Source organism: Stutzerimonas nosocomialis (assembly GCF_005876855.1).
Classification (GTDB): Bacteria; Pseudomonadota; Gammaproteobacteria; order Pseudomonadales; family Pseudomonadaceae; genus Stutzerimonas; species Stutzerimonas nosocomialis.
In genome coordinates this window covers 21,074-41,838 of record NZ_QLAE01000027.1, presented here as the reverse complement: position 1 = coordinate 41,838, position 20,765 = coordinate 21,074, and the positions used below count along the sequence as shown (strand labels likewise).

Genomic DNA, 20,765 nt, shown 5'->3' with positions numbered 1-20,765 from the left:
CGTGCCGCCGAGTCGGCACGTGACGAAACAGAACATTTGCAGCCGGCCGGCGCGCCTTCTGTATGAAGCGATACGCAGCCACAACCGCGCCGACTGACTGAAGATTCGAGAGAAGACATGCCAAAACGTACAGATATCAAAAGCGTCCTGATCCTCGGCGCCGGCCCCATCGTCATCGGCCAGGCCTGCGAGTTCGACTATTCCGGCGCCCAGGCCTGCAAGGCCCTGAAGGAAGAAGGCTTTCGCGTCATCCTGGTGAACTCCAACCCGGCCACCATCATGACCGACCCGGCCATGGCCGACGCGACCTACATCGAGCCGATCAAGTGGGCCACCGTGGCCAAGATCATCGAGAAGGAGCGCCCCGACGCGCTGCTGCCGACCATGGGCGGCCAGACCGCGCTGAACTGTGCGCTGGACCTGGAAAAGCATGGCGTACTGGCCAAGTTCGGCGTCGAGATGATCGGTGCCAACGCCGATACCATCGACAAGGCCGAAGACCGTTCGCGTTTCGACAAGGCCATGAAGAACATCGGTCTTGCCTGCCCGGTCTCCGGCATCGCCCATAACATGGACGAAGCCTATTCGGTCCTGGAGAAGGTCGGCTTCCCCTGCATCATCCGTCCGTCGTTCACCATGGGCGGCACCGGTGGCGGCATCGCCTACAATCGCGAGGAGTTCGAAGAGATCTGCACGCGCGGTCTGGATCTGTCGCCCACCAGCGAGCTGCTGATCGACGAGTCGCTGATCGGCTGGAAAGAGTACGAGATGGAGGTCGTCCGCGATAAGAAGGACAACTGCATCATCGTCTGCTCGATCGAGAACTTCGATCCGATGGGCGTGCACACCGGCGACTCCATCACCGTCGCGCCTGCCCAGACGCTGACCGACAAGGAATACCAGATCATGCGCAACGCCTCCCTGGCGGTGCTGCGCGAGATCGGCGTCGAGACCGGCGGCTCGAACGTCCAGTTCGGGATCTGCCCGAACACCGGGCGCATGGTCGTGATCGAGATGAACCCGCGCGTATCGCGTTCCTCGGCGCTGGCCTCCAAGGCCACCGGCTTCCCGATCGCCAAGATCGCCGCCAAGCTGGCCGTCGGCTACACCCTGGACGAACTTTCCAACGACATCACCGGGGGCCGCACGCCGGCGTCCTTCGAGCCTGCGATCGACTACGTCGTGACCAAGGTTCCGCGTTTCGCCTTCGAGAAATTCCCTAAGGCCGATGCGCGCCTGACCACCCAGATGAAGTCGGTCGGCGAAGTCATGGCCATCGGCCGTACCTTCCAGGAGTCGATGCAGAAAGCCCTGCGCGGCCTGGAAGTCGGCGCCACCGGCTTCGACCCGAAGCTGGACCTCGGTGACGACGAAGCCCAGGGCACCCTCAAGCGCGAGCTCACGGTCCCCGGCGCGGATCGTATCTGGTACGTCGGCGATGCCTTCCGGGCTGGCAAGAGCGTGGATGAAGTGTTCGCGCTGACCAAGATCGACCCCTGGTTCCTGGTGCAGATCGAGGATCTGATCAAGGAAGAGGAGCGGGTCAAGACCCTCGGCCTGTCGAACATCGACTACGACCTGATGCGCCTGCTCAAGCGCAAGGGTTTCTCCGATGCGCGCCTGGCCAAGCTGCTCGGCGTGACCGAGAAGAACCTGCGCAGCCACCGCCACAAGCTCAAGGTGCTGCCGGTCTACAAGCGTGTCGACACCTGCTCGGCCGAATTCGCCACCGACACCGCCTACCTGTACTCGACCTACGAGGAAGAGTGCGAAGCCAAGCCGTCCGGCCGCGACAAGATCATGGTGATCGGCGGCGGGCCGAACCGTATCGGCCAGGGCATCGAGTTCGACTACTGCTGCGTGCATGCTGCGCTGGCGATGCGTGAAGACGGCTACGAGACCATCATGGTCAACTGCAACCCGGAAACCGTCTCCACCGACTACGACACGTCCGACCGCCTGTACTTCGAGCCGGTCACCCTCGAGGACGTCCTGGAGATCGTCCGCGTCGAGCAGCCCAAGGGCGTGATCGTGCAGTACGGCGGCCAGACCCCGCTGAAGATCTGCCGCGCGCTGGAAGAGGCCGGTGTGCCCATCATCGGTACCAGCCCGGACGCCATCGACCGCGCCGAAGACCGCGAGCGCTTCCAGCAGATGGTCGAGCGCCTCAACCTGCGCCAGCCGCCGAACGCGACCGCGCGCAGCGAGGAAGAGGCCATTGCCGCCTCCAAAGCCATCGGCTATCCGCTGGTGGTGCGCCCGTCCTACGTGCTGGGTGGTCGCGCGATGGAAATCGTCTACCAGGAAGACGAACTCAAGCGCTACATGCGCGAGGCCGTGCAAGTGTCCAACGACAGCCCGGTCCTGCTCGATCACTTCCTCAACTGCGCCATCGAGGTGGACGTGGATGCGGTCTGCGACGGCGAGACCGTGGTGATCGGCGCGATCATGCAGCACATCGAGCAGGCGGGCGTTCACTCGGGTGACTCGGCCTGCTCGCTGCCGCCGTATTCGCTGCCTCGCCACATCCAGGACGAGATCCGCGAACAGGTCAAGAAGATGGCTCTGGAGCTGGGCGTCATCGGCCTGATGAACGTGCAGATGGCCGTGCAGGGCGAGGACATCTTCGTCATCGAAGTGAACCCGCGCGCATCGCGTACTGTGCCGTTCGTGTCCAAGTGCATCGGCCTGTCGCTGGCCAAGGTGGCCGCACGGGTGATGGGCGGCAAGAGTCTGGCCGAGCTGGGCTTCACCGAAGAGATCATCCCGCCGTTCTACAGCGTCAAGGAAGCGGTGTTCCCGTTCGCCAAGTTCCCCGGCGTCGACCCCATCCTCGGCCCGGAGATGAAGTCCACCGGCGAGGTGATGGGTGTCGGCGACAGCTTCGCCGAAGCCTTCGCCAAGGCGCAGCTGGGCGCCAGCGAGATCCTGCCTAACTCCGGTTGCGCCTTCATCAGCGTGCGTGACGACGACAAGCCCGACGTGGCCGACGTCGCGCGCAGCCTGATCGCCCTGGGCTTCGACATCGTCGCCACCGCTGGTACCGCCAAGCTGATCGAAGCGGCGGGCCTGCCGGTGCGGCGCGTCAACAAGGTGACCGAGGGTCGCCCGCATGTGGTCGACATGATCAAGAACGACGAAGTCACCCTGATCATCAACACCACCGAGGGTCGGCAGTCGATCGCCGACTCCTATTCCATCCGTCGTAACGCCCTGCAGCACAAGATCTGCTGCACCACCACCCTGGCCGGTGCGCAGGCGATTTGTGAGGCGCTCAAATACGGTCCGGAGAAGACCGTTCGCCGCTTGCAGGACCTCCATGCAGGAATCAGCGTATGACCAAGTTCCCGATGACCGTCCAGGGCGCACGCGCCCTGGAAGAAGAACTCCGTCACCTCAAGACCGAACTGCGCCCGCAGATCACCCAGGCGATCGCCGAGGCGCGCGAGCTGGGAGATCTGAAGGAGAACGCCGAATACCACGCCGCGCGCGAGCAGCAGGGGATGGTCGAGGCGCGTATCCGTGACATCGAAGGGCGTCTGCAGAATGCGCAGGTGATCGATATCGCCAGCATTCCGCCGACCGGCAAGGTGATCTTCGGGACGACCGTGGATATCGCCAACGTCGAGACCGACGAGACGGTGACTTACCAGATCGTCGGCGACGACGAGGCGGACATCAAGAAGGGCAAGCTGTCGGTGAGTTCGCCGATCGCGCGTGCCCTGATCGGCAAGGAAGAGGGTGACGTCGTCGCCGTCAAGACACCCAGCGGCGTGGTCGAGTACGAGATTGTCGAAGTCCGGCACGTCTGAGCGTCGCCCGATGCGGGCTGGAATGGTCAGTTGGCAGCTGGCCCAGACGTTCTGGGTCGGCGGCCTTTGGCTGCTTCAGTTCGTCGTCCTGCCGGCGCTCGGCAAGATCGGTCTGGCGCCGTTGCTGGTGGAGGAAGTCGCCAATGGCCTGCGGCCGCTGATGATCGGGTTCGCCGCCTTCTGTGCCCTGTTGCAGCTGCTGGTGCTGGTGCAGGTGCTCGGCTTCGGGGCGCTGCGCACCGATCTGCGCGGGCAGCTGCTGTTGACGGTGCTGGCGCTTGCGGCGAGCCATCATGCGGGCCTCGCCGGTTGGTTCGACTCGCCGTACTGGCAGGTATTCAGCTATCTGGCGATGGCCGTGTGCGGGCTGTTGCTGGTACTGCAACCGGTGCCCGGGCAGCCTGCCGATCCGGCGCGCGCGGGCGCCGGTCGGTGACGCGACTGTCCGGGCTTCAGGCTTCGTAGCGTGAGACGTTGGAGAGCTGCTTGTTCGCCTTCGGATTGCGCCGGTAGACCAGGGCCATCTTGCCGATGGCCTGCACCAGTTCGCAGTTGCCCGCCTCGCAGAGCGCTTCCATCAGAGCGCGGCGGTCGTCGCGTTCAGTGACGCGAAACTGCACCTTGATCAGTTCGTGATCGTTCAGGGCGCGATCCAGTTCGGCCTGCACGCCTTCGGTCAGGCCGTTTTCGGCTACGATCAGCACGGGCTTGAGGTGATGGCCGATGGATTTGAAGCGTTTTTTCTGCTCGTTGTTGAGCGGCATAGTCCGACCCTTGCTTGAATCTTGAAAACGATGGCGTGATAGCCGAAATGATAGGCGCGTTTGCGGCGCAAGGCGCGCGGGCGGCTGCCCGGCTTTGCCTGCGGCCGGACACGGCGGTTTCAGCGGTCGGCTAGTGTAACCGAGAGGCCCTCGGCCGCACAGGCGCGGCGACGGTTTGGCAGGTCCTGTCGCAGCAGTCGACAGGTCAAGGATTGGCTCGGCGACCCTGGGTACCCCGCTCGCGCCGATGCCCGGGCCGCGGGAGAAATCCGGTAGACTTGTGATTTCCGATATGGCCCCAATATGGATGGGTGAGCAGGCCGTGTCATCACGCCTTGGTGCGGTGCGCTAATTTCATTGGCGCCCGGCACCTCTGCGGCAACGATGGGTCTCACCAGAGGGTTCGACCCCTCATAAAGGGTTACAGACAGTCTGCCTGGCCCGGTGCGTAGTGTAGTAAGTTAGGCCGAGCAACCAACCGGCCGTCATGCGGACCCGACGATACCGGGTTCGCTCCAGAGGGTAGTTAATTGAACGACATGGCGAAAAACCTCATTCTTTGGTTGATCATTGCCGCCGTACTGGTGACGGTGATGAACAACTTTTCCAGCCCGGCCGAGCAACAGACGCTGAACTATTCGGACTTTCTCGAGCAGGTTCGTGAAGGTCGCGTCGAGCGCGTGACGGTCGACGGCTTCGTCATTACCGGTCGGCGTACCGACGGCGACTCGTTCAAGACGATCCGCCCGGCCATTCAGGACGGCGGTCTGATCGGCGACCTGATCAACAACAACGTCGTCATCGAGGGCAAACAGCCCGAGCAGCAGAGCATCTGGACTCAGCTCTTGGTAGCGAGCTTCCCGATCCTCGTGATCATCGCGGTGTTCATGTTCTTCATGCGCCAGATGCAGGGCGGCGCGGGCGGCAAGGGCGGGCCGATGAGCTTCGGCAAAAGCAAGGCGCGGCTGCTGTCCGAAGACCAGGTCAAGACCACCTTCGCCGATGTCGCCGGCTGCGACGAAGCCAAGGAAGAGGTCAGCGAGCTGGTCGAGTTCCTGCGCGATCCGGGCAAGTTCCAGCGCCTGGGTGGCCGCATTCCGCGCGGCGTGCTGATGGTGGGCTCGCCGGGTACCGGCAAGACGCTGCTGGCCAAAGCCGTGGCGGGCGAAGCGAAAGTGCCGTTCTTCACCATTTCCGGTTCGGACTTCGTCGAGATGTTCGTTGGTGTCGGTGCGTCCCGCGTGCGTGACATGTTCGACCAGGCGAAGAAGCATGCGCCCTGCATCATCTTCATCGACGAGATCGATGCGGTCGGTCGCCATCGTGGTGCTGGTCTCGGTGGTGGTCACGACGAGCGCGAGCAGACCCTCAACCAGCTGCTGGTCGAGATGGACGGCTTCGAAATGAACGACGGCATCATCGTGATCGCCGCGACCAACCGTCCTGACGTGCTCGACCCCGCGCTGCTGCGTCCGGGCCGTTTCGATCGCCAGGTGGTCGTCGGCCTGCCGGATATCCGTGGTCGCGAGCAGATTCTCAAGGTGCACATGCGCAAGGTGCCGCTGGGCGACAATGTCGATCCGGCCGTGATTGCCCGCGGTACGCCCGGGTTCTCGGGTGCGGACCTCGCCAACCTGGTCAACGAAGCCTCGCTGTTTTCGGCGCGAGCGAACAAGCGCGTGGTCGACATGCGCGAGTTCGAGCTGGCCAAGGACAAGATCATGATGGGCGCCGAGCGCAAGACCATGGTCATGTCCGAAAAGGAAAAGCTCAACACGGCCTACCACGAAGCTGGCCATGCGATCGTCGGGCGCGTGGTGCCCGAGCACGATCCGGTCTACAAGGTCTCCATCATTCCGCGCGGCCGTGCCTTGGGCGTGACCATGTTCCTGCCCGAGGAAGACCGCTACAGCCTCTCCAAGCGCGCCCTGATCAGCCAGATCTGCTCGCTGTTCGGTGGGCGTATCGCCGAAGAGATGACGCTGGGCTTCGAGGGCGTCACCACCGGCGCCTCGAACGACATCATGCGCGCCACCCAGCTGGCGCGGAACATGGTGACCAAGTGGGGGCTCTCGGAAAAACTCGGTCCGCTGATGTATGCCGAAGAAGAGGGCGAGGTGTTCCTCGGTCGCAGTGCCGGTAGCCAGCACACCAACGTCTCGGCAGACACCGCGCGGATGATCGACCTCGAAGTGCGCGCCATCATCGATCAGTGCTACGGCACGGCCAAGCAGATCCTCTCGGACAATCGCGACAAGCTCGACATGATGGCCGAGGCGCTGATGAAGTACGAAACCATCGACGCCGATCAGATCGACGACATCATGGCTGGCCGTACGCCCCGCGAGCCGCGTGACTGGCAGGGTGGGTCGGGTGCCTCGGGCACGCCTGTCCAGCCGAATGCCGATCGCCCTGAAACCCCCATCGGCGGTCCGGCCGGCGAGCACTAAGGGTCCTTCATGGCGCCTGCGCTTCACCCAACCCGGTTGCCCTGTGGCAACCGGGTTCTTGATTTATCCCGTCCGCACGTGATGGGCATTCTCAACGTCACTCCTGACTCCTTTTCCGATGGCGGGCGCTACGCTTCCCGCGACCTGGCGTTGCGTCATGCCGAGGCCATGGTGCGCGCGGGAGCGTCCCTGGTGGACGTCGGCGGCGAGTCGACCCGTCCGGGCGCGCGTGCGGTATCGGCCCTGGAAGAACTGGAGCGCGTCGCGCCGGTCGTCGAGGCCATCGTTCGCGAGCTGGACGTGATCGTGTCGGTCGATACGTCCACGCCCTCGGTCATGCGCGAGAGCGCAAGGCTCGGCGCCGGGCTCATCAATGACGTGCGCTCGTTGCGCCGTGACGGAGCCCTCGATGCGGCTGCCGACAGCGGTTTGCCGGTTTGCCTGATGCATATGCGTGGCGAGCCGGGCGACATGCAGCGCGAGGCCGTTTACGTCGATGTGGCCGCCGAAGTGGTGGCGTTCCTCGAGGCTAGGATGGACGCCTGTTCGGCCGCCGGGATAGCGCCGGAGCGCATCGTGCTCGATCCCGGTTTCGGCTTCGCCAAGAATCTCGAGCATAACCTCAGCCTGTTCAAGCACCTTGAGCGACTGCATCGCCTGGGGCGGCCGCTGCTGGTTGGTGTGTCGCGCAAGACGATGATCGGGCAGGCGCTTGGGCGCGAGGTGGGCGAAAGGCTCTATGGAAGCCTGGCCCTGGCGGCGCTGGCTGTCTCGCAAGGGGCTCGGATCCTGCGGGTGCACGATGTTGCCGAGACGGTGGATGTGGTCAGAATGATTGCTGCGGTCCAGGCAGCTGATTAGGAATGGAACAATGACTAGAAAATATTTCGGCACCGACGGCATTCGTGGGCAGGTCGGCCAGTTTCCCATCACCCCGGAATTCATGTTGAAGCTCGGCTGGGCGGCCGGCATGGCGTTTCGCAAGCAGGGCAAGTGCCGCATCCTGATCGGGAAGGACACGCGCATTTCGGGTTACATGTTCGAGTCGGCCCTGCAGGCCGGTCTGTCGGCCTCCGGTGCGGATGTGCTGCTGCTGGGCCCCATGCCGACGCCGGCGATCGCCTACCTCACGCGTACCTTTCACGCCGAGGCAGGCATCGTCATCAGTGCTTCGCATAACCCCCACCATGACAACGGGATCAAGTTCTTCTCCAGTCGTGGCACCAAGCTTCCCGATGAGATCGAGCTGATGATCGAGGAGCTTCTCGATGCCCCCATGACGGTGGTGGAGTCCGCTCAGCTGGGCAAGGCCTCCCGGATCAATGACGCGGCCGGTCGGTACATCGAGTTCTGCAAGAGCAGCGTGCCGACCAGCACCGATTTCTCCGGGATGAAGGTGGTGCTCGACTGCGCTCATGGCGCCACCTACAAGGTCGCGCCGAGCGTTTTCCGTGAGCTCGGCGCGAAAGTGGTGGTCATCGGTGCCGATCCGGATGGTCTGAACATCAACGCCGATGTCGGTTCGACCCACGTCGGCCAGTTGCAGAAGGCTGTCGTCGAGCATGGGGCTGACCTGGGGATCGCGTTCGATGGCGACGGGGACCGGGTGATGATGGTGGATCACACCGGAACGGCGGTGGACGGCGACGAGCTGCTGTTCATCATCGCGTGTGATCTCAAGGCGCGGGGCCTGCTCGAAGGTGGCGTGGTCGGCACGCTGATGAGCAATTTCGGCCTCGAGCTGGCCCTCAAGGAGGCGGACATTCCCTTCGTCCGGGCCAAGGTGGGTGACCGTTATGTCATGGCCGAGATGCTCGAGCGCAACTGGCAGCTGGGTGGCGAAAATTCGGGCCATATCGTCTGTGGTCAACATGTCACCACGGGCGATGCAATCATCGCTGCCCTGCAGGTCGTCCTTGCGCTGCGCCGTCGCGAACAGACCCTGGCACAGGCCCGGCAGGCGCTGAGGAAGTTTCCGCAGGTGCTGATCAACGTCCGCTTTCCTGCCGGCAGCGATCCGGTGTCGCACCCTGACGTACAGGCGGCCTGTGACGAAGTCACGGCGAAGATGGCGGGGCGCGGGCGGGTTCTGCTGCGCAAATCCGGTACCGAACCGCTGGTGCGCGTCATGGTGGAAGGGGATGACGAAACGCAGGTCCGCAGCTATGCCGAGCAGCTGGTCAAAGTGGTAAATGAAGTTTGTGCATGATTCGGCTTGCCAGGTGTTTTTCTCTTGAGTAACATCTGCGCCCACTTTGACCGACGGGGTAAAGCATGCGTCGCCAACTGGTAGCTGGTAACTGGAAGATGAACGGTACCCGCGCCAGCGTCGCAGAGCTGATCCGGTCATTGCGTGAGCAGGCGCTGCCTGCCTCGGTCGAGATTGTCGTGTTGCCTGGTGCCTTGCATATCGGTCAGGTCGTCGAGAGTCTTTCCGGCACGCAATTGAGCGTCGGTGCCCAGGATTGTGCAAGCGAGGCGGGCTTCGGTGCGCTGACCGGTGAAGAGTCGGTCGAGCAATTGCAGGATGCGGGTTGTGAATGGGTTCTGGTGGGTCATTCGGAGCGTCGTCTGATTCTGGGCGAAAGCGACGAGGTGGTTCGCCGCAAGTTCGCCGCTGCCAAAGCGTGTGGCCTGAAGCCGATTCTCTGTGTGGGCGAGACGCTCGAGCAGCGAGAGGCGGGTCAGACGCTGGAAGTGGTGGGGCGTCAGTTGGAGAACGTGGTATCCGCTCTGGGTATCTCGGCTCTGGCTGATGCGGTTGTAGCGTATGAGCCGGTCTGGGCCATTGGCTCGGGGTTGACCGCGACGCCGCAACAGGCGCAGGAAGTGCATGCTGCCATCCGGGCGCAGCTGGCTCGAGAGAGTGTCGAGGTCGCCGAGGGCGTTCGGATTCTCTACGGTGGTAGCGTAAAGGCTGCCAATGCCGCTGAGTTGTTCGGCATGGCGGATATTGATGGGGGGCTCATTGGTGGAGCTTCTCTGAAAGCGGACGAGTTCGGTGCGATCTGTCGCGCCGCAGGGAACTGAACAGATGTTGCAAACTGTTGTTATCGTGGTGCATCTGCTGGTTGCCATTGGTGTTGTCGTGCTGGTGCTGCTGCAGCAGGGTAAGGGTGCCGATGCCGGCGCTTCGTTCGGTTCGGGTGCTTCGGCAACCGTATTCGGAAGCCAAGGTTCTGCTACCTTTTTGAGTCGAGTTACTGCTATACTAGCGACCGTTTTTTTCGTGACCAGTCTGGGGCTTGCGTTCTTCGCCAAGCAGCAGGCTGATCAACTGGCGGGGGCAGGGTTGCCTGATCCCGCGGTTCTGGAAGTGCCGGCCAACAGGCCAGTTGTTGACGATGTGCCTGCTCTCGAAGAGCGTCGGCCAGCCGAAACGACAGGGGATATACCTCAGGCGCCCGGGCAGTAAAGGTTTTGCCGAGGTGGTGGAATTGGTAGACACGCTACCTTGAGGTGGTAGTGGCCATAGGCTGTAGGGGTTCGAGTCCCCTCCTCGGTACCAAACAAGCAGGCCCGCATCAGCGGGCTTTCTTGTCTTCAGGGCTCAGGTTGACCAGCTCCAGGGTCGGCCGTATAATTCGTGCCCAGCTTTAGACGCGGGGTGGAGCAGTCTGGTAGCTCGTCGGGCTCATAACCCGAAGGTCGTTGGTTCAAATCCAGCCCCCGCAACCAGTTGTAGTAGAGCCCCTGTCAAGGGGCTTTTTCTTAGCTGGAGCCAGGCCGCCGGCATTCACAGGCGGTTCGCAGGATGGGCGTTTCGCCCATTTTTCATTTTTACAGCATGCACGAGGGACTTCGATGTCGAGCAAGCTAGAACAGTTGCAGGCCTTGTTGGCCCCTGTGGTCGAGGCGCTCGGCTATCAATGCTGGGGTATTGAATTCCTCTCCCAGGGTCGGCATTCGCTGTTGCGGGTGTATATCGACCACCCCAACGGCATCCTCGTCGAGGACTGCGAAAAGGTGAGCCGCCAGTTGAGTGGCGTACTCGACGTCGAAGATCCCATCAGTGCCGAGTACACCCTTGAGGTGTCTTCGCCGGGCATGGATCGGCCGCTGTTCACACTGGACCAGTTCGCCGCCCACGTTGGCGAGCAGGTAAAGATCAAGCTGCGTTCGCCCTTCGAGGGGCGGCGCAATTTTCAAGGCCTTCTGCGTGGGGTGGAAGAGCAGGACATCGTGGTGCTGGTCGACGATCACGAATATCTGTTGCCGATCGACTCGATCGACAAGGCCAACATAGTTCCCCGATTTGAGTGAGACGCGGATCCCGCGAACCCCAATGGATTGCGAAAGGCGAGGCGTACGATGAGCAAAGAAGTACTGCTAGTTGTTGAGTCGGTGTCCAACGAAAAGGGCGTGCCGGCTGGTGTGATTTTCGAGGCGCTGGAGCTGGCCCTGGCCACGGCCACCAAGAAACGTTACGAAGACGAAGTCGACCTGCGTGTGGAAATCAATCGCCAGAACGGCAGCTACGAAACCTTTCGTCGCTGGACCGTGGTTGATGAGGCCGACTTCGATGATCCCGACATCCAGCTGACCCTGGATCAGGCCGAGGCGCGCAAGCCCGATGCGAAGGTCGGCGATGTGCTGGAAGAGAAGATCGAATCGATCGAGTTCGGCCGTATCGCCGCGCAGACCGCCAAGCAGGTCATCGTGCAGAAGGTTCGCGAAGCGGAGCGCGCCCAGGTCGTGGAGGCCTACCGCGATCGTCTTGGCGAAATCATTTCCGGTACGGTGAAGAAGGTCACTCGCGACAACGTCATCGTTGACCTCGGCAACAACGCCGAAGCGCTGCTGGCTCGCGAAGACATCATCGCCCGCGAAACCTTCCGTGTCGGTGCTCGCGTTCGGGCGCTCCTCAAGGAAATTCGCACTGAAAACCGCGGTCCTCAACTGATCCTGTCGCGCACCGCGCCGCAGATGCTGATCGAGCTGTTCCGCATCGAGGTCCCGGAAATCGCCGAAGAGCTGATCGAGGTGATGGGCGCTTCGCGTGACCCGGGTTCCCGCGCCAAGATCGCCGTGCGCTCCAAGGACAAGCGGATCGATCCGCAGGGCGCGTGCATCGGTATGCGCGGTTCGCGTGTGCAGGCCGTATCCGGTGAGATCGGTGGCGAGCGCGTCGATATCGTGCTGTGGGATGAAAACCCCGCCCAGTTCGTGATCAACGCGATGGCGCCGGCCGAGGTGGCTGCGATCATCGTCGACGAAGATGCCCACGCAATGGACATCGCCGTGGCCGAGGACAACCTGGCGCAGGCCATCGGCCGCGGCGGCCAGAACGTTCGACTGGCCAGCCAGCTGACCGGCTGGACCCTTAACGTGATGACCGAGGCCGATATCCAGGCCAAGCAGGAGGAAGAGACCGGCGACATTCTGCGCGCCTTCATCGAAGAACTGGACGTGGACGAGGAGCTGGCACAGGTCCTGGTCGAAGAAGGTTTCACCTCGCTGGAAGAGGTGGCCTATGTCCCGATGGAGGAAATGCTCGCGATCGAAGGATTCGACGAGGACATCGTCAACGAGCTGCGCTCGCGCGCCAAGGATCGCCTGCTGACCAAGGCCATCGCTACCGAAGAAAAACTGGCGGACGCTCAGCCAGCCGAAGACCTGCTCGCGCTGGAAGGCATGGACAAGGAATTGGCGGTCGAGTTGGCAATGCGAGGTGTCATCACTCGCGAAGACCTGGCCGAGCAGTCGATAGACGACCTGCTCGACATAGACGGCATCGACCAAGAGCGTGCCGGCAAGCTGATCATGGCCGCCCGAGCCCATTGGTTCGAGTAAGTAATTAGCGGCCTGAGGAGAGGAATGCATGACGCAAGTCACGGTGAAAGAACTGGCCCAGGTGGTCGACACACCGGTCGAGCGACTGCTTCAGCAGATGCGTGAGGCAGGACTGTCGCACACCAGCGCCGAGCAAGTAGTGACCGATAACGAGAAACAGGCGCTGTTGGCCCACCTGAAGAGCAGTCACGGCGCCAAGGTGAACGAGCCGAGCAAGATCACCTTGCAGCGCAAGACCACCACCAAGCTGAAAGTGGGTGGCAGCAAGACCATCAGCGTCGAAGTGCGCAAGAAGAAGACCTTCGTCAAGCGCAGCCCCGACGAGATCGAGGCCGAAAAGCAGCGCGAGCTGGAAGAGCAGCGCGCGGCCGAAGAAGCGGCGCGGCTCAAGGCCGAGGAAGAAGCGCGTCAGCGCGCCGAGGAAGAGACGCGTCGTCAGGCCGAGGAGCAGGCCCGCGCGGCCGCTGCAACCAAGACTGCCGAAGCGCCTGCGGACGAGCCGTCGCCTGCGGTGGCTGCCGCCGCGCCTGCTGCCCCTGTGTCTGCGCCTGCACCGGCTGCCGATGATCGCAAGAAGGACGAAGTCCGCCGCACCGAGAAGGCGCGCAGCGACGAGGACGATCGTCGTGACCGCAAGCACGCTCAGCACCGCCCTTCGCTCAAGGCCAAGGCGCCGCTGGGACGTACCGTTCGCACCGGCGAAGACGAGGCGGACAGCTTCGGGCGCCGTGGTGGCCGTGGCAAGTCGAAGCTCAAGAAGCGTAATCAGCATGGCTTCCAAAGCCCAACAGGACCTGTCGTGCGCGAAGTTTCCATCGGCGAGACCATTACCGTTTCCGAGCTGGCACAGCAGATGTCGGTGAAGGCCGCGGAAGTCATCAAGTTCATGTTCAAGCTGGGTTCGCCGGTCACCATCAACCAGGTGCTCGACCGTGAAACCGCTCAGCTGGTGGCTGAAGAACTGGGCCACAAGGTCAAGCTCGTCAGCGACAACGCGCTCGAAGAGCAGCTGGCCGAGTCGCTGAAGTTCGAAGGCGAGGCGGTCTCCCGTGCGCCGGTCGTGACCGTCATGGGCCACGTCGACCACGGCAAGACATCGCTGCTCGACTACATCCGCCGCGCCAAGGTCGCCTCCGGTGAAGCCGGCGGCATCACCCAGCACATCGGCGCCTACCACGTGGAAACCGATCGCGGCATGGTGACCTTCCTCGACACCCCTGGTCACGCCGCGTTTACCGCGATGCGTGCCCGTGGTGCCAAGGCCACCGACATCGTCATCCTGGTGGTGGCTGCGGACGACGGCGTGATGCCGCAGACCGAGGAAGCCATCCAGCACGCGAAAGCGGCCGGTGTTCCGATCGTGGTCGCGGTGAACAAGATCGACAAGCCGGAAGCGGACCTGGACCGGATCAAGAACGATCTGGCCGGACGCGACGTGATTCCGGAAGAGTGGGGCGGCAACACCCAGTTCGTCGCGGTTTCGGCGAAGGTTGGTACCGGCGTGGACGAGCTGCTCGAAGCCGTTCTGCTCCAGGCCGAACTGCTGGAACTGAGCGCCACGCCGTCCGCGCCTGGCCGCGGTGTCGTGGTCGAGTCCCGCCTGGACAAGGGCCGCGGCCCGGTGGCCACCGTGCTGGTACAGGACGGTACCCTGCGTCAGGGCGACATGGTGCTGGTCGGCGTCAACTATGGTCGCGTTCGCGCCATGCTCGACGAGAACGGCAAGCCCGTGAAGGAAGCCGGCCCGTCGATTCCGGTCGAGATCCTCGGCCTGGACGGTACGCCGGATGCCGGTGACGAGCTGATCGTGGTGGCCGACGAGAAGAAGGCGCGCGAGATCGCGCTGTTCCGTCAGGGCAAGTTCCGCGAGGTCAAGCTGGCCCGCGCGCATGCCGGCAAGCTCGAGAACATCTTCGAGACCATGGGGCAGGACGAGAAGAAGACGCTCAACATCGTGCTCAAGGCCGACGTTCGCGGTTCGCTCGAGGCCCTGCAGGGCTCGCTGAGCGACCTGGGCAACGACGAAGTCCAGGTACGTGTGGTCGGTGGCGGTGTCGGTGGTATCACCGAGAGCGATGCCAACCTGGCGCTGGCATCCAACGCCGTGCTGTTCGGCTTCAACGTGCGGGCCGATGCCGGCGCGCGCAAGATCGTCGAGCAGGAAGGTCTGGACCTGCGTTACTACAACGTCATCTACGACATCATCGATGACGTGAAGAAGGCCCTGTCCGGCATGCTGGGCAGCGATGTTCGGGAGAACATCCTGGGCGTGGCCGAGGTGCGTGACGTATTCCGTTCGCCGAAGTTCGGCGCGATCGCCGGCTGCATGGTCATCGAGGGCATGGTCCACCGCAACCGTCCGATCCGCGTGCTGCGTGATGACGTGGTCATCTTCGAAGGCGAGCTGGAATCGCTGCGCCGCTTCAAGGACGACGTGGCTGAAGTCCGCGCCGGCATGGAGTGCGGTATCGGCGTGAAGAGCTACAACGACGTCAAGGTCGGCGACAAGATCGAGGTCTTCGAGAAGGTCCAGGTGGCTCGCTCGCTCTAAACAGCAGCTGCAAGCCTCAGACGGCAAGCTTCAGGGGCAACCCGGAAGCTTGCCGTTTGCCTTTGCAGCGAGATGGTTTTTTAAGCTGCAAACGCAGCTCGAGGCAGATTTATGGCCAAAGAATTCAGCCGTACCCAGCGTATCGGCGATCAGATGCAGCGTGAGCTGGCATCTCTGATTCAGCGCGAGATCAAGGACCCGCGTCTTGGGCTGATCACCGTCACGGCGGTCGATGTCAGTCGCGATCTCTCCCATGCGCAGATCTTCATCACCGTCATGGGCAAGGACGACGATGCCGAGGCGGTCAAGGAAAGCGTGCATATCCTCAACGAAGCCGGCGGTTTCCTGCGCATGCAGCTCGGCAAGTCGATGAAGGTCCGCACCATTCCGCAGCTTCGCTTCCACTACGACGCCAGCGTCCGCCGTGGGGTCGAGCTGGCCGCGCTGATCGAGCGGGCGGTCGCCGAAGACCGCAAGCACGAAGACGACGCGAAGGAGTAACCCGTGGCGCAGGTCAAACGTGTCAGGCGCGCCGTCAGCGGCATCATGCTGCTCGACAAGCCCAAGGGGCTGACGTCCAACGCCGCGCTGCAGAAGGTGCGCTGGCTGCTCAACGCCGAGAAGGCCGGTCATACCGGCAGTCTCGATCCGTTGGCGACCGGTGTGCTGCCGCTCTGTTTCGGAGAGGCGACCAAGTTTTCGCAGTACCTGCTCGATGCCGACAAGGGCTACGAGACGCGCATGCAACTGGGCGTGACCACCACTACCGCCGATGCCGAGGGCGAGGTGCTCCTGCGTCGGCCGGTAGAGGTCGACCACGCGCGGCTGGAGTCGGTGTTGCCGCGTTTTCGTGGCGATATCAAGCAGGTGCCGCCGATGTATTCGGCAATCAAGCGCGATGGCCAGCCGCTCTACAAGCTCGCCCGGGCAGGAGAGGTAGTGGAGCGCGAGGCGCGTTCTGTTACCATTGCGCGCCTGGAACTGCTCGAGCTCGACGGCGAGACGGCGCGTCTGGCGGTTGCCTGCAGCAAGGGCACCTATATCCGCACGCTGGTCGAGGATATCGGTGAGCTGCTCGGCTGCGGCGCGCATGTCGCCGAATTGCGCAGAACGCAGGCCGGCCCCTTCGACCTTTCGCAGACGATCAGTCTCGAAGCGTTGGAGCAGGCCCATGCCGAAGGCGGTGCCGAGGCGCTCGATGCGTTCTTGAAACCGGTCGACAGCGGGCTGGAGCATTGGCCGCTGCTACACTTTTCCGAGCACAGCGCGTTCTACTGGCTGCAGGGGCAGCCAGTGCGGGCACCGGAGGCGCCGAAGTACGGCATGGTCCGGGTACAGGACCATAACGGTCGCTTCATCGGTATCGGTGAGGTGAGCGACGACGGGCGGATCGCGCCGCGTCGATTGATTCGGTCGGAATGACCGTTGCACGCGGCGCTTTGCGCGGCGTGTCCAGAGGGTGGCTGTCAGCAGGCACGGTCATACCTCTCTTTAAAACACGGGAAGCGATTCCCGGCCTGTTCACTCAAGGAGCCCTAACATGGCACTGAGCGTTGAAGAAAAAGCCCAGATCGTAAACGAGTACAAGCAAGGTGAAGGCGATACCGGTTCTCCGGAAGTGCAGGTTGCCCTGCTCACCGCTAACATCAACAAGCTGCAGGACCACTTCAAGGCCAACGGCAAAGATCACCACTCCCGTCGTGGTCTGATCCGCATGGTCAACCAGCGCCGCAAGCTGCTGGATTACCTGAAGGGTAAGGACACCACTCGTTACAGCAGCCTGATCGGCCGCCTGGGCCTGCGTCGCTAAGCGACGTTCGCTGCAAGCAAGAAGCTGGGAGCTTGAAGTTGAAAGCCAGGGATTTTCCCGCTTACAGCTTCGGGCTCCCAGCTTTTAGCTTTCTGGGTGAAACAGTTCGGGTCCGACTCCCGCTGCTTCCCACGAATTCCCCCAAGGCAACACAGAGAAGGAAAACACCGTGAACCCGGTAATCAAGAAGTTTCAGTTCGGTCAGTCGACCGTAACCCTCGAGACGGGCCGTATCGCTCGCCAGGCCTCCGGCGCTGTGCTGGTCACCGTCGACGACGACGTCACTGTGCTGGTCACCGTGGTCGGCGCCAAGACCGCTGACCCGAGCAAGGGCTTTTTCCCGCTGTCGGTGCACTACCAGGAGAAGACCTACGCAGCCGGCAAGATCCCGGGCGGCTTCTTCAAGCGCGAAGCGCGTCCCTCGGAAAAGGAAACCCTGACCTCGCGCCTGATCGATCGTCCGATCCGTCCGCTGTTCCCGGAAGGTTTCCAGAACGAAGTGCAGGTCATCTGCACCGTGGTTTCCACCAGCAAGAAGACCGATCCGGACATCGCCGCGATGATCGGCACCTCGGCCGCGCTGGCCATTTCCGGCATCCCGTTCGACGGCCCCATCGGCGCCGCTCGTGTGGCCTTCCACCCGGAAACCGGCTACCTGCTGAACCCGACCTACGAGCAGCTCAAGGCCTCCAGCCTGGACATGGTCGTGGCCGGCACCAAGGACGCCGTCCTGATGGTCGAGTCCGAAGCCAAGGAACTGACCGAAGACCAGATGCTGGGCGCCGTGCTGTTCGCCCACGATGAATTCCAGACGGTCATCCAGGCCGTTTCCGAGCTCGCTGCCGAAGCCGGCAAGCCGCGCTGGGACTGGCAGCCGACCGCGCCCAACACCGCGCTGCTCGATGCCATCCGCAGCGAATTCGGCGAAGCCATCTCCCAGGCCTACACCATCATCATCAAGCAGGATCGCTATGCGCGCCTGGGCGAGCTGCGTGACCAGGTCGTCGCGAAGTTCTCCGGTGAAGAAGGCCAGCCGTCCGCGGGCGAGGTCAAGGACGCCTTCGGCGAGATCGAATACCGCACCGTCCGTGAAAACATCGTCAACGGCAAGCCGCGCATCGACGGCCGTGACACCCGTACCGTGCGTGGCCTGAACATCGAAGTCGGCGTTCTGGACAAGACCCACGGTTCGGCGCTGTTCACCCGTGGCGAAACCCAGGCGCTGGTGGTCGCGACCCTCGGTACCGCACGCGACGCCCAGCTGCTCGATACCCTGGAAGGCGAAAAGAAAGACGCCTTCATGCTGCACTACAACTTCCCGCCTTACTCGGTGGGCGAGTGCGGTCGCATGGGCGCCACTGGCCGCCGTGAAATCGGCCATGGCCGTCTGGCCCGTCGTGGCGTCGCCGCCATGCTGCCGAACGCCGACGAATTCCCGTACACCATCCGCGTGGTGTCGGAAATCACCGAATCCAACGGCTCCAGCTCCATGGCCTCCGTCTGTGGCGCCTCGCTGGCACTGATGGACGCGGGCGTACCGATGAAGGCGCCGGTCGCCGGTATCGCCATGGGTCTGGTCAAGGAAGGCGAGAAGTTCGCCGTGCTGACCGACATCCTGGGTGACGAAGACCACCTGGGCGACATGGACTTCAAGGTCGCCGGTACCGCCAAGGGCGTGACCGCGCTGCAGATGGACATCAAGATCCAGGGGATCACCGAAGAGATCATGGAAATCGCCCTGGGCCAGGCCCTGGAAGCGCGCCTGAACATCCTCGGCCAGATGAACCAGGTCATCGCCCAGTCGCGCAGCGAGCTGTCGGCCAACGCGCCGACCATGATCGCGATGAAGATCGACCAGGACAAGATCCGCGATGTGATCGGCAAGGGCGGCGCCACGATTCGCGGCATCTGCGAAGAGACCAAGGCCTCGATCGACATCGAGGACGACGGCTCGATCAAGATCTTCGGCGAGACCAAGGAAGCTGCCGAAGCCGCCAAGCAGCGCGTGCTGAGCATCACTGCCGAAGCCGAGATCGGCAAGATCTACGTGGGTCGCGTCGAGCGCATCGTCGACTTCGGTGCCTTCGTCAACATCCTGCCGGGCAAGGATGGTCTGGTGCACATCTCGATGCTGAGCGATCAGCGTGTCGAGAAGGTCACCGACGTGCTCAAGGAAGGTCAGGAAGTGAAGGTGCTGGTACTGGACGTGGACAACCGCGGCCGTATCAAGCTGTCGATCAAGGACGTGGCGGCTGCCGAAGCCTCTGGCGTCTGATTCGCGGTGTTTCAAAAAAGGGCCCTTCGGGGCCCTTTTTCATTGGCTGCATGTTTTCATCTACATTGCAAGTTGCACGTGCCCTGAATGGACAACATGCAATATGCATTTTTTCACCCTTCGCTGCTTGTTTTTAAGTTGCTGTTTTAAAAGGACTTTCAGGTTGAGTGACGGTTGGCACGCGGCTTGCGATGGTACATGTGTAATCCGCAGCCGGAGTCACGCTGCGGACACCATGAGAAAGATAGGAGTAACTCCATGAAAAAGATCCAGACTTCCGTTGCTGCCACCGTTGTCACCGCTGCCCTGAGCTTTCCGTTCGCTGGCGTCGCCTTTGCCGACACCACCCCTGCGTTGGGCCAGTCGGACACCCTGATGCTTGCCGCAAACGAAGCACGAGACGCTGGGGATGCCGTTTCCGATACCTGGATCACCACCAAAGTGAAGTCCGTCCTGTTGGCCGAGGGTTCCACGCCCGGCATGGACATCGAAGTCGAAACCAAGGACGGCGTCGTGTCGCTGAGCGGCACCGTGGCGACCGAGGCTGAAAAGGAAATGGCCATTTCCAAGGCCAAGGGTGTCGAAGGCGTGCGTAACGTTTCCGCCGACGGCCTGAAAACCGCCGACTGAGTTTTGTTGGGCCATGTTCCCCTTGCATGGCAAACGAACCCCACGCCAGTGCGTGGGGTTTTTTTATTGGCCTCGCCGGCTGTCGATGCGCATCAGTCGATTACCTTCGAAGCGCAGGTAATGCAGCATTCCGTTGTTCGGCCCGTAGATCCATTCCTCGACCTGCACCTCGTTGCGAAATCCGTAGACATCCACGATCTCCTTGAAGCCGATCAGGGTTTCGCTGGCAGGCGGTCCGCATTTGCTCAGGACCTCGCTCGTGGTGGCATCCCTGCTCACCAGCTGGCTGCCGCAGCGGTAGGTCGACGAGGCCAGCGCCACGGGTGCCCAGAGCGCCAGTGCCAGGACCAATAGCCGGTTGGTCATGATGAATCTCCGTTTCAATTGCTGCGGCGCGTTTCGATGCGAACCAGGCGGTTGCCTTCGAACGTCAGGATGTTGATCGAGCCGTTGCTCGGGCCGTATACCCATTCTTCCAGCTTGAATTCCTGTCGGTCGTTCCGGCCAAGGGCATAGCCGACCAGATCGCTGTGCGCTGGCGGTCCGCATTTGCGCTCGACTTCGAAGGTGCGGTCGCCGGTGCTGACCAGCTGGCTGCCGCAGCGCATGGTATCGGCCTGGGCCGCACCGGCGCAGGCCAGCGTGGCGCTCAGGCAGACGATGAATCGGGTCGGGATCAT

Annotated in this window: 19 protein-coding genes and 2 tRNA genes; 18 read left to right on the top strand and 3 right to left on the bottom strand. The window is 62.7% G+C overall.

Annotation, left to right across the window (positions count from 1 at the left end; all coding sequences use genetic code 11):
• The first annotated feature begins 117 nt into the window (after positions 1-117).
• From carB to DN824_RS16165, 3 genes are read left to right on the top strand one after another with little or no spacing between them, the layout of a single operon-like run.
• Positions 118-3,339: a carbamoyl-phosphate synthase large subunit gene (carB, locus tag DN824_RS16175; protein ID WP_138409438.1), complete on the top strand. Its 3,222-nt coding sequence runs from the start codon at positions 118-120 to the stop codon at positions 3,337-3,339.
• Positions 3,336-3,812, top strand: coding sequence for a transcription elongation factor GreA (greA, locus tag DN824_RS16170; protein WP_138409437.1), 477 nt, complete (start codon positions 3,336-3,338; stop codon positions 3,810-3,812). The genes carB and greA overlap by 4 nt, the downstream gene beginning before the upstream one ends.
• Complete coding sequence (locus DN824_RS16165; RefSeq protein WP_138409436.1) at positions 3,790-4,248, top strand: DUF4149 domain-containing protein; 459 nt, start codon at positions 3,790-3,792, stop codon at positions 4,246-4,248. Before greA ends, DN824_RS16165 begins: the two co-directional genes overlap by 23 nt.
• 16 nt (positions 4,249-4,264) lie before the next feature.
• Here the strand turns inward: DN824_RS16165 and DN824_RS16160 are convergent, their stop codons facing one another.
• Positions 4,265-4,576 (bottom strand): YhbY family RNA-binding protein, encoded by a 312-nt coding sequence (locus DN824_RS16160; protein WP_138409435.1) that lies wholly within the window; start codon positions 4,574-4,576, stop codon positions 4,265-4,267.
• 539 nt (positions 4,577-5,115) lie between these two features.
• On the opposite strand from DN824_RS16160, the gene ftsH reads away from it, so the two are divergent.
• From ftsH to DN824_RS16085, 15 genes are all read left to right on the top strand, one after another.
• Positions 5,116-7,026 (top strand): ATP-dependent zinc metalloprotease FtsH, encoded by a 1,911-nt coding sequence (ftsH, locus tag DN824_RS16155; protein ID WP_138409434.1) that lies wholly within the window; start codon positions 5,116-5,118, stop codon positions 7,024-7,026.
• Positions 7,027-7,035: 9 nt separating this feature from the next.
• Positions 7,036-7,887 (top strand): dihydropteroate synthase, encoded by an 852-nt coding sequence (folP, locus tag DN824_RS16150; protein ID WP_138409433.1) that lies wholly within the window; start codon positions 7,036-7,038, stop codon positions 7,885-7,887.
• A 10-nt stretch (positions 7,888-7,897) separates the two neighbouring features.
• Entirely contained in the window at positions 7,898-9,235 is a 1,338-nt protein-coding gene (glmM, locus tag DN824_RS16145) for a phosphoglucosamine mutase (protein WP_138409457.1), read from the top strand.
• A 65-nt stretch (positions 9,236-9,300) separates the two neighbouring features.
• The gene (tpiA, locus tag DN824_RS16140) at positions 9,301-10,056 is read left to right on the top strand and encodes a triose-phosphate isomerase (RefSeq protein ID WP_138409432.1); all 756 of its coding nucleotides are present in this window, start codon (positions 9,301-9,303) and stop codon (positions 10,054-10,056) included.
• 4 nt (positions 10,057-10,060) lie between these two features.
• Positions 10,061-10,441, top strand: a complete 381-nt coding sequence (gene secG, locus DN824_RS16135) for a preprotein translocase subunit SecG (RefSeq protein WP_138409431.1) — start codon at positions 10,061-10,063, stop codon at positions 10,439-10,441.
• 7 nt (positions 10,442-10,448) lie between these two features.
• Positions 10,449-10,534, top strand: a tRNA-Leu gene (locus tag DN824_RS16130).
• Between the two features lie 93 nt (positions 10,535-10,627).
• A tRNA-Met gene (locus tag DN824_RS16125) sits at positions 10,628-10,704 on the top strand.
• Positions 10,705-10,830: 126 nt separating this feature from the next.
• On the top strand, positions 10,831-11,289 hold the full coding sequence (rimP, locus tag DN824_RS16120) for a ribosome maturation factor RimP (RefSeq protein ID WP_138409430.1): 459 nt from the start codon (positions 10,831-10,833) through the stop codon (positions 11,287-11,289).
• Positions 11,290-11,337: 48 nt separating this feature from the next.
• Positions 11,338-12,819, top strand: a complete 1,482-nt coding sequence (gene nusA, locus DN824_RS16115) for a transcription termination factor NusA (protein WP_138409429.1) — start codon at positions 11,338-11,340, stop codon at positions 12,817-12,819.
• A 28-nt stretch (positions 12,820-12,847) separates the two neighbouring features.
• Positions 12,848-15,370 carry a translation initiation factor IF-2 gene (gene infB, locus DN824_RS16110; protein ID WP_138409428.1) on the top strand — a complete coding sequence of 841 codons (2,523 nt, stop codon included), beginning with the start codon at positions 12,848-12,850 and terminating at the stop codon, positions 15,368-15,370.
• Between the two features lie 111 nt (positions 15,371-15,481).
• Positions 15,482-15,871 (top strand): 30S ribosome-binding factor RbfA, encoded by a 390-nt coding sequence (gene rbfA / locus DN824_RS16105; protein ID WP_138409427.1) that lies wholly within the window; start codon positions 15,482-15,484, stop codon positions 15,869-15,871.
• Positions 15,872-15,874: 3 nt separating this feature from the next.
• Positions 15,875-16,792: a tRNA pseudouridine(55) synthase TruB gene (gene truB / locus DN824_RS16100; protein ID WP_138409426.1), complete on the top strand. Its 918-nt coding sequence runs from the start codon at positions 15,875-15,877 to the stop codon at positions 16,790-16,792.
• A gap of 118 nt (positions 16,793-16,910) precedes the next feature.
• The gene (gene rpsO, locus DN824_RS16095; RefSeq protein ID WP_138409425.1) at positions 16,911-17,180 is read left to right on the top strand and encodes a 30S ribosomal protein S15; all 270 of its coding nucleotides are present in this window, start codon (positions 16,911-16,913) and stop codon (positions 17,178-17,180) included.
• A 169-nt stretch (positions 17,181-17,349) separates the two neighbouring features.
• A complete protein-coding gene (gene pnp / locus DN824_RS16090) occupies positions 17,350-19,455 on the top strand; it encodes a polyribonucleotide nucleotidyltransferase (RefSeq protein ID WP_138409424.1) in 2,106 nt (701 codons plus the stop codon).
• 258 nt (positions 19,456-19,713) lie between these two features.
• Positions 19,714-20,085 (top strand): BON domain-containing protein, encoded by a 372-nt coding sequence (locus DN824_RS16085; RefSeq protein ID WP_138409423.1) that lies wholly within the window; start codon positions 19,714-19,716, stop codon positions 20,083-20,085.
• A 63-nt stretch (positions 20,086-20,148) separates the two neighbouring features.
• On the opposite strand, the gene DN824_RS16080 is transcribed toward DN824_RS16085, so the two are convergent.
• Both DN824_RS16080 and DN824_RS16075 read right to left on the bottom strand, forming a co-directional pair.
• Positions 20,149-20,451 (bottom strand): DUF2845 domain-containing protein, encoded by a 303-nt coding sequence (locus DN824_RS16080; RefSeq protein ID WP_138409422.1) that lies wholly within the window; start codon positions 20,449-20,451, stop codon positions 20,149-20,151.
• A 14-nt stretch (positions 20,452-20,465) separates the two neighbouring features.
• Positions 20,466-20,765 carry a DUF2845 domain-containing protein gene (locus DN824_RS16075; RefSeq protein WP_138409421.1) on the bottom strand — a complete coding sequence of 100 codons (300 nt, stop codon included), beginning with the start codon at positions 20,763-20,765 and terminating at the stop codon, positions 20,466-20,468.

Bases quoted from the DNA above. Each gene is read 5' to 3' on its own strand.
- carB (WP_138409438.1), top strand. From the start codon at position 118: ATGCCAAAACGTACAGATATCAAAAGCGTCCTGATCCTCGGCGCCGGC.
- greA (WP_138409437.1), top strand. From the start codon at position 3,336: ATGACCAAGTTCCCGATGACCGTCCAGGGCGCACGCGCCCTGGAAGAA.
- DN824_RS16160 (WP_138409435.1), bottom strand. From the start codon at position 4,576: ATGCCGCTCAACAACGAGCAGAAAAAACGCTTCAAATCCATCGGCCAT.
- ftsH (WP_138409434.1), top strand. From the start codon at position 5,116: ATGGCGAAAAACCTCATTCTTTGGTTGATCATTGCCGCCGTACTGGTG.
- folP (WP_138409433.1), top strand. From the start codon at position 7,036: ATGGCGCCTGCGCTTCACCCAACCCGGTTGCCCTGTGGCAACCGGGTT.
- glmM (WP_138409457.1), top strand. From the start codon at position 7,898: ATGACTAGAAAATATTTCGGCACCGACGGCATTCGTGGGCAGGTCGGC.
- tpiA (WP_138409432.1), top strand. From the start codon at position 9,301: ATGCGTCGCCAACTGGTAGCTGGTAACTGGAAGATGAACGGTACCCGC.
- secG (WP_138409431.1), top strand. From the start codon at position 10,061: ATGTTGCAAACTGTTGTTATCGTGGTGCATCTGCTGGTTGCCATTGGT.
- rimP (WP_138409430.1), top strand. From the start codon at position 10,831: ATGTCGAGCAAGCTAGAACAGTTGCAGGCCTTGTTGGCCCCTGTGGTC.
- nusA (WP_138409429.1), top strand. From the start codon at position 11,338: ATGAGCAAAGAAGTACTGCTAGTTGTTGAGTCGGTGTCCAACGAAAAG.
- infB (WP_138409428.1), top strand. From the start codon at position 12,848: ATGACGCAAGTCACGGTGAAAGAACTGGCCCAGGTGGTCGACACACCG.
- rbfA (WP_138409427.1), top strand. From the start codon at position 15,482: ATGGCCAAAGAATTCAGCCGTACCCAGCGTATCGGCGATCAGATGCAG.
- rpsO (WP_138409425.1), top strand. From the start codon at position 16,911: ATGGCACTGAGCGTTGAAGAAAAAGCCCAGATCGTAAACGAGTACAAG.
- DN824_RS16085 (WP_138409423.1), top strand. From the start codon at position 19,714: ATGAAAAAGATCCAGACTTCCGTTGCTGCCACCGTTGTCACCGCTGCC.
- DN824_RS16080 (WP_138409422.1), bottom strand. From the start codon at position 20,451: ATGACCAACCGGCTATTGGTCCTGGCACTGGCGCTCTGGGCACCCGTG.
- DN824_RS16075 (WP_138409421.1), bottom strand. From the start codon at position 20,765: ATGATCCCGACCCGATTCATCGTCTGCCTGAGCGCCACGCTGGCCTGC.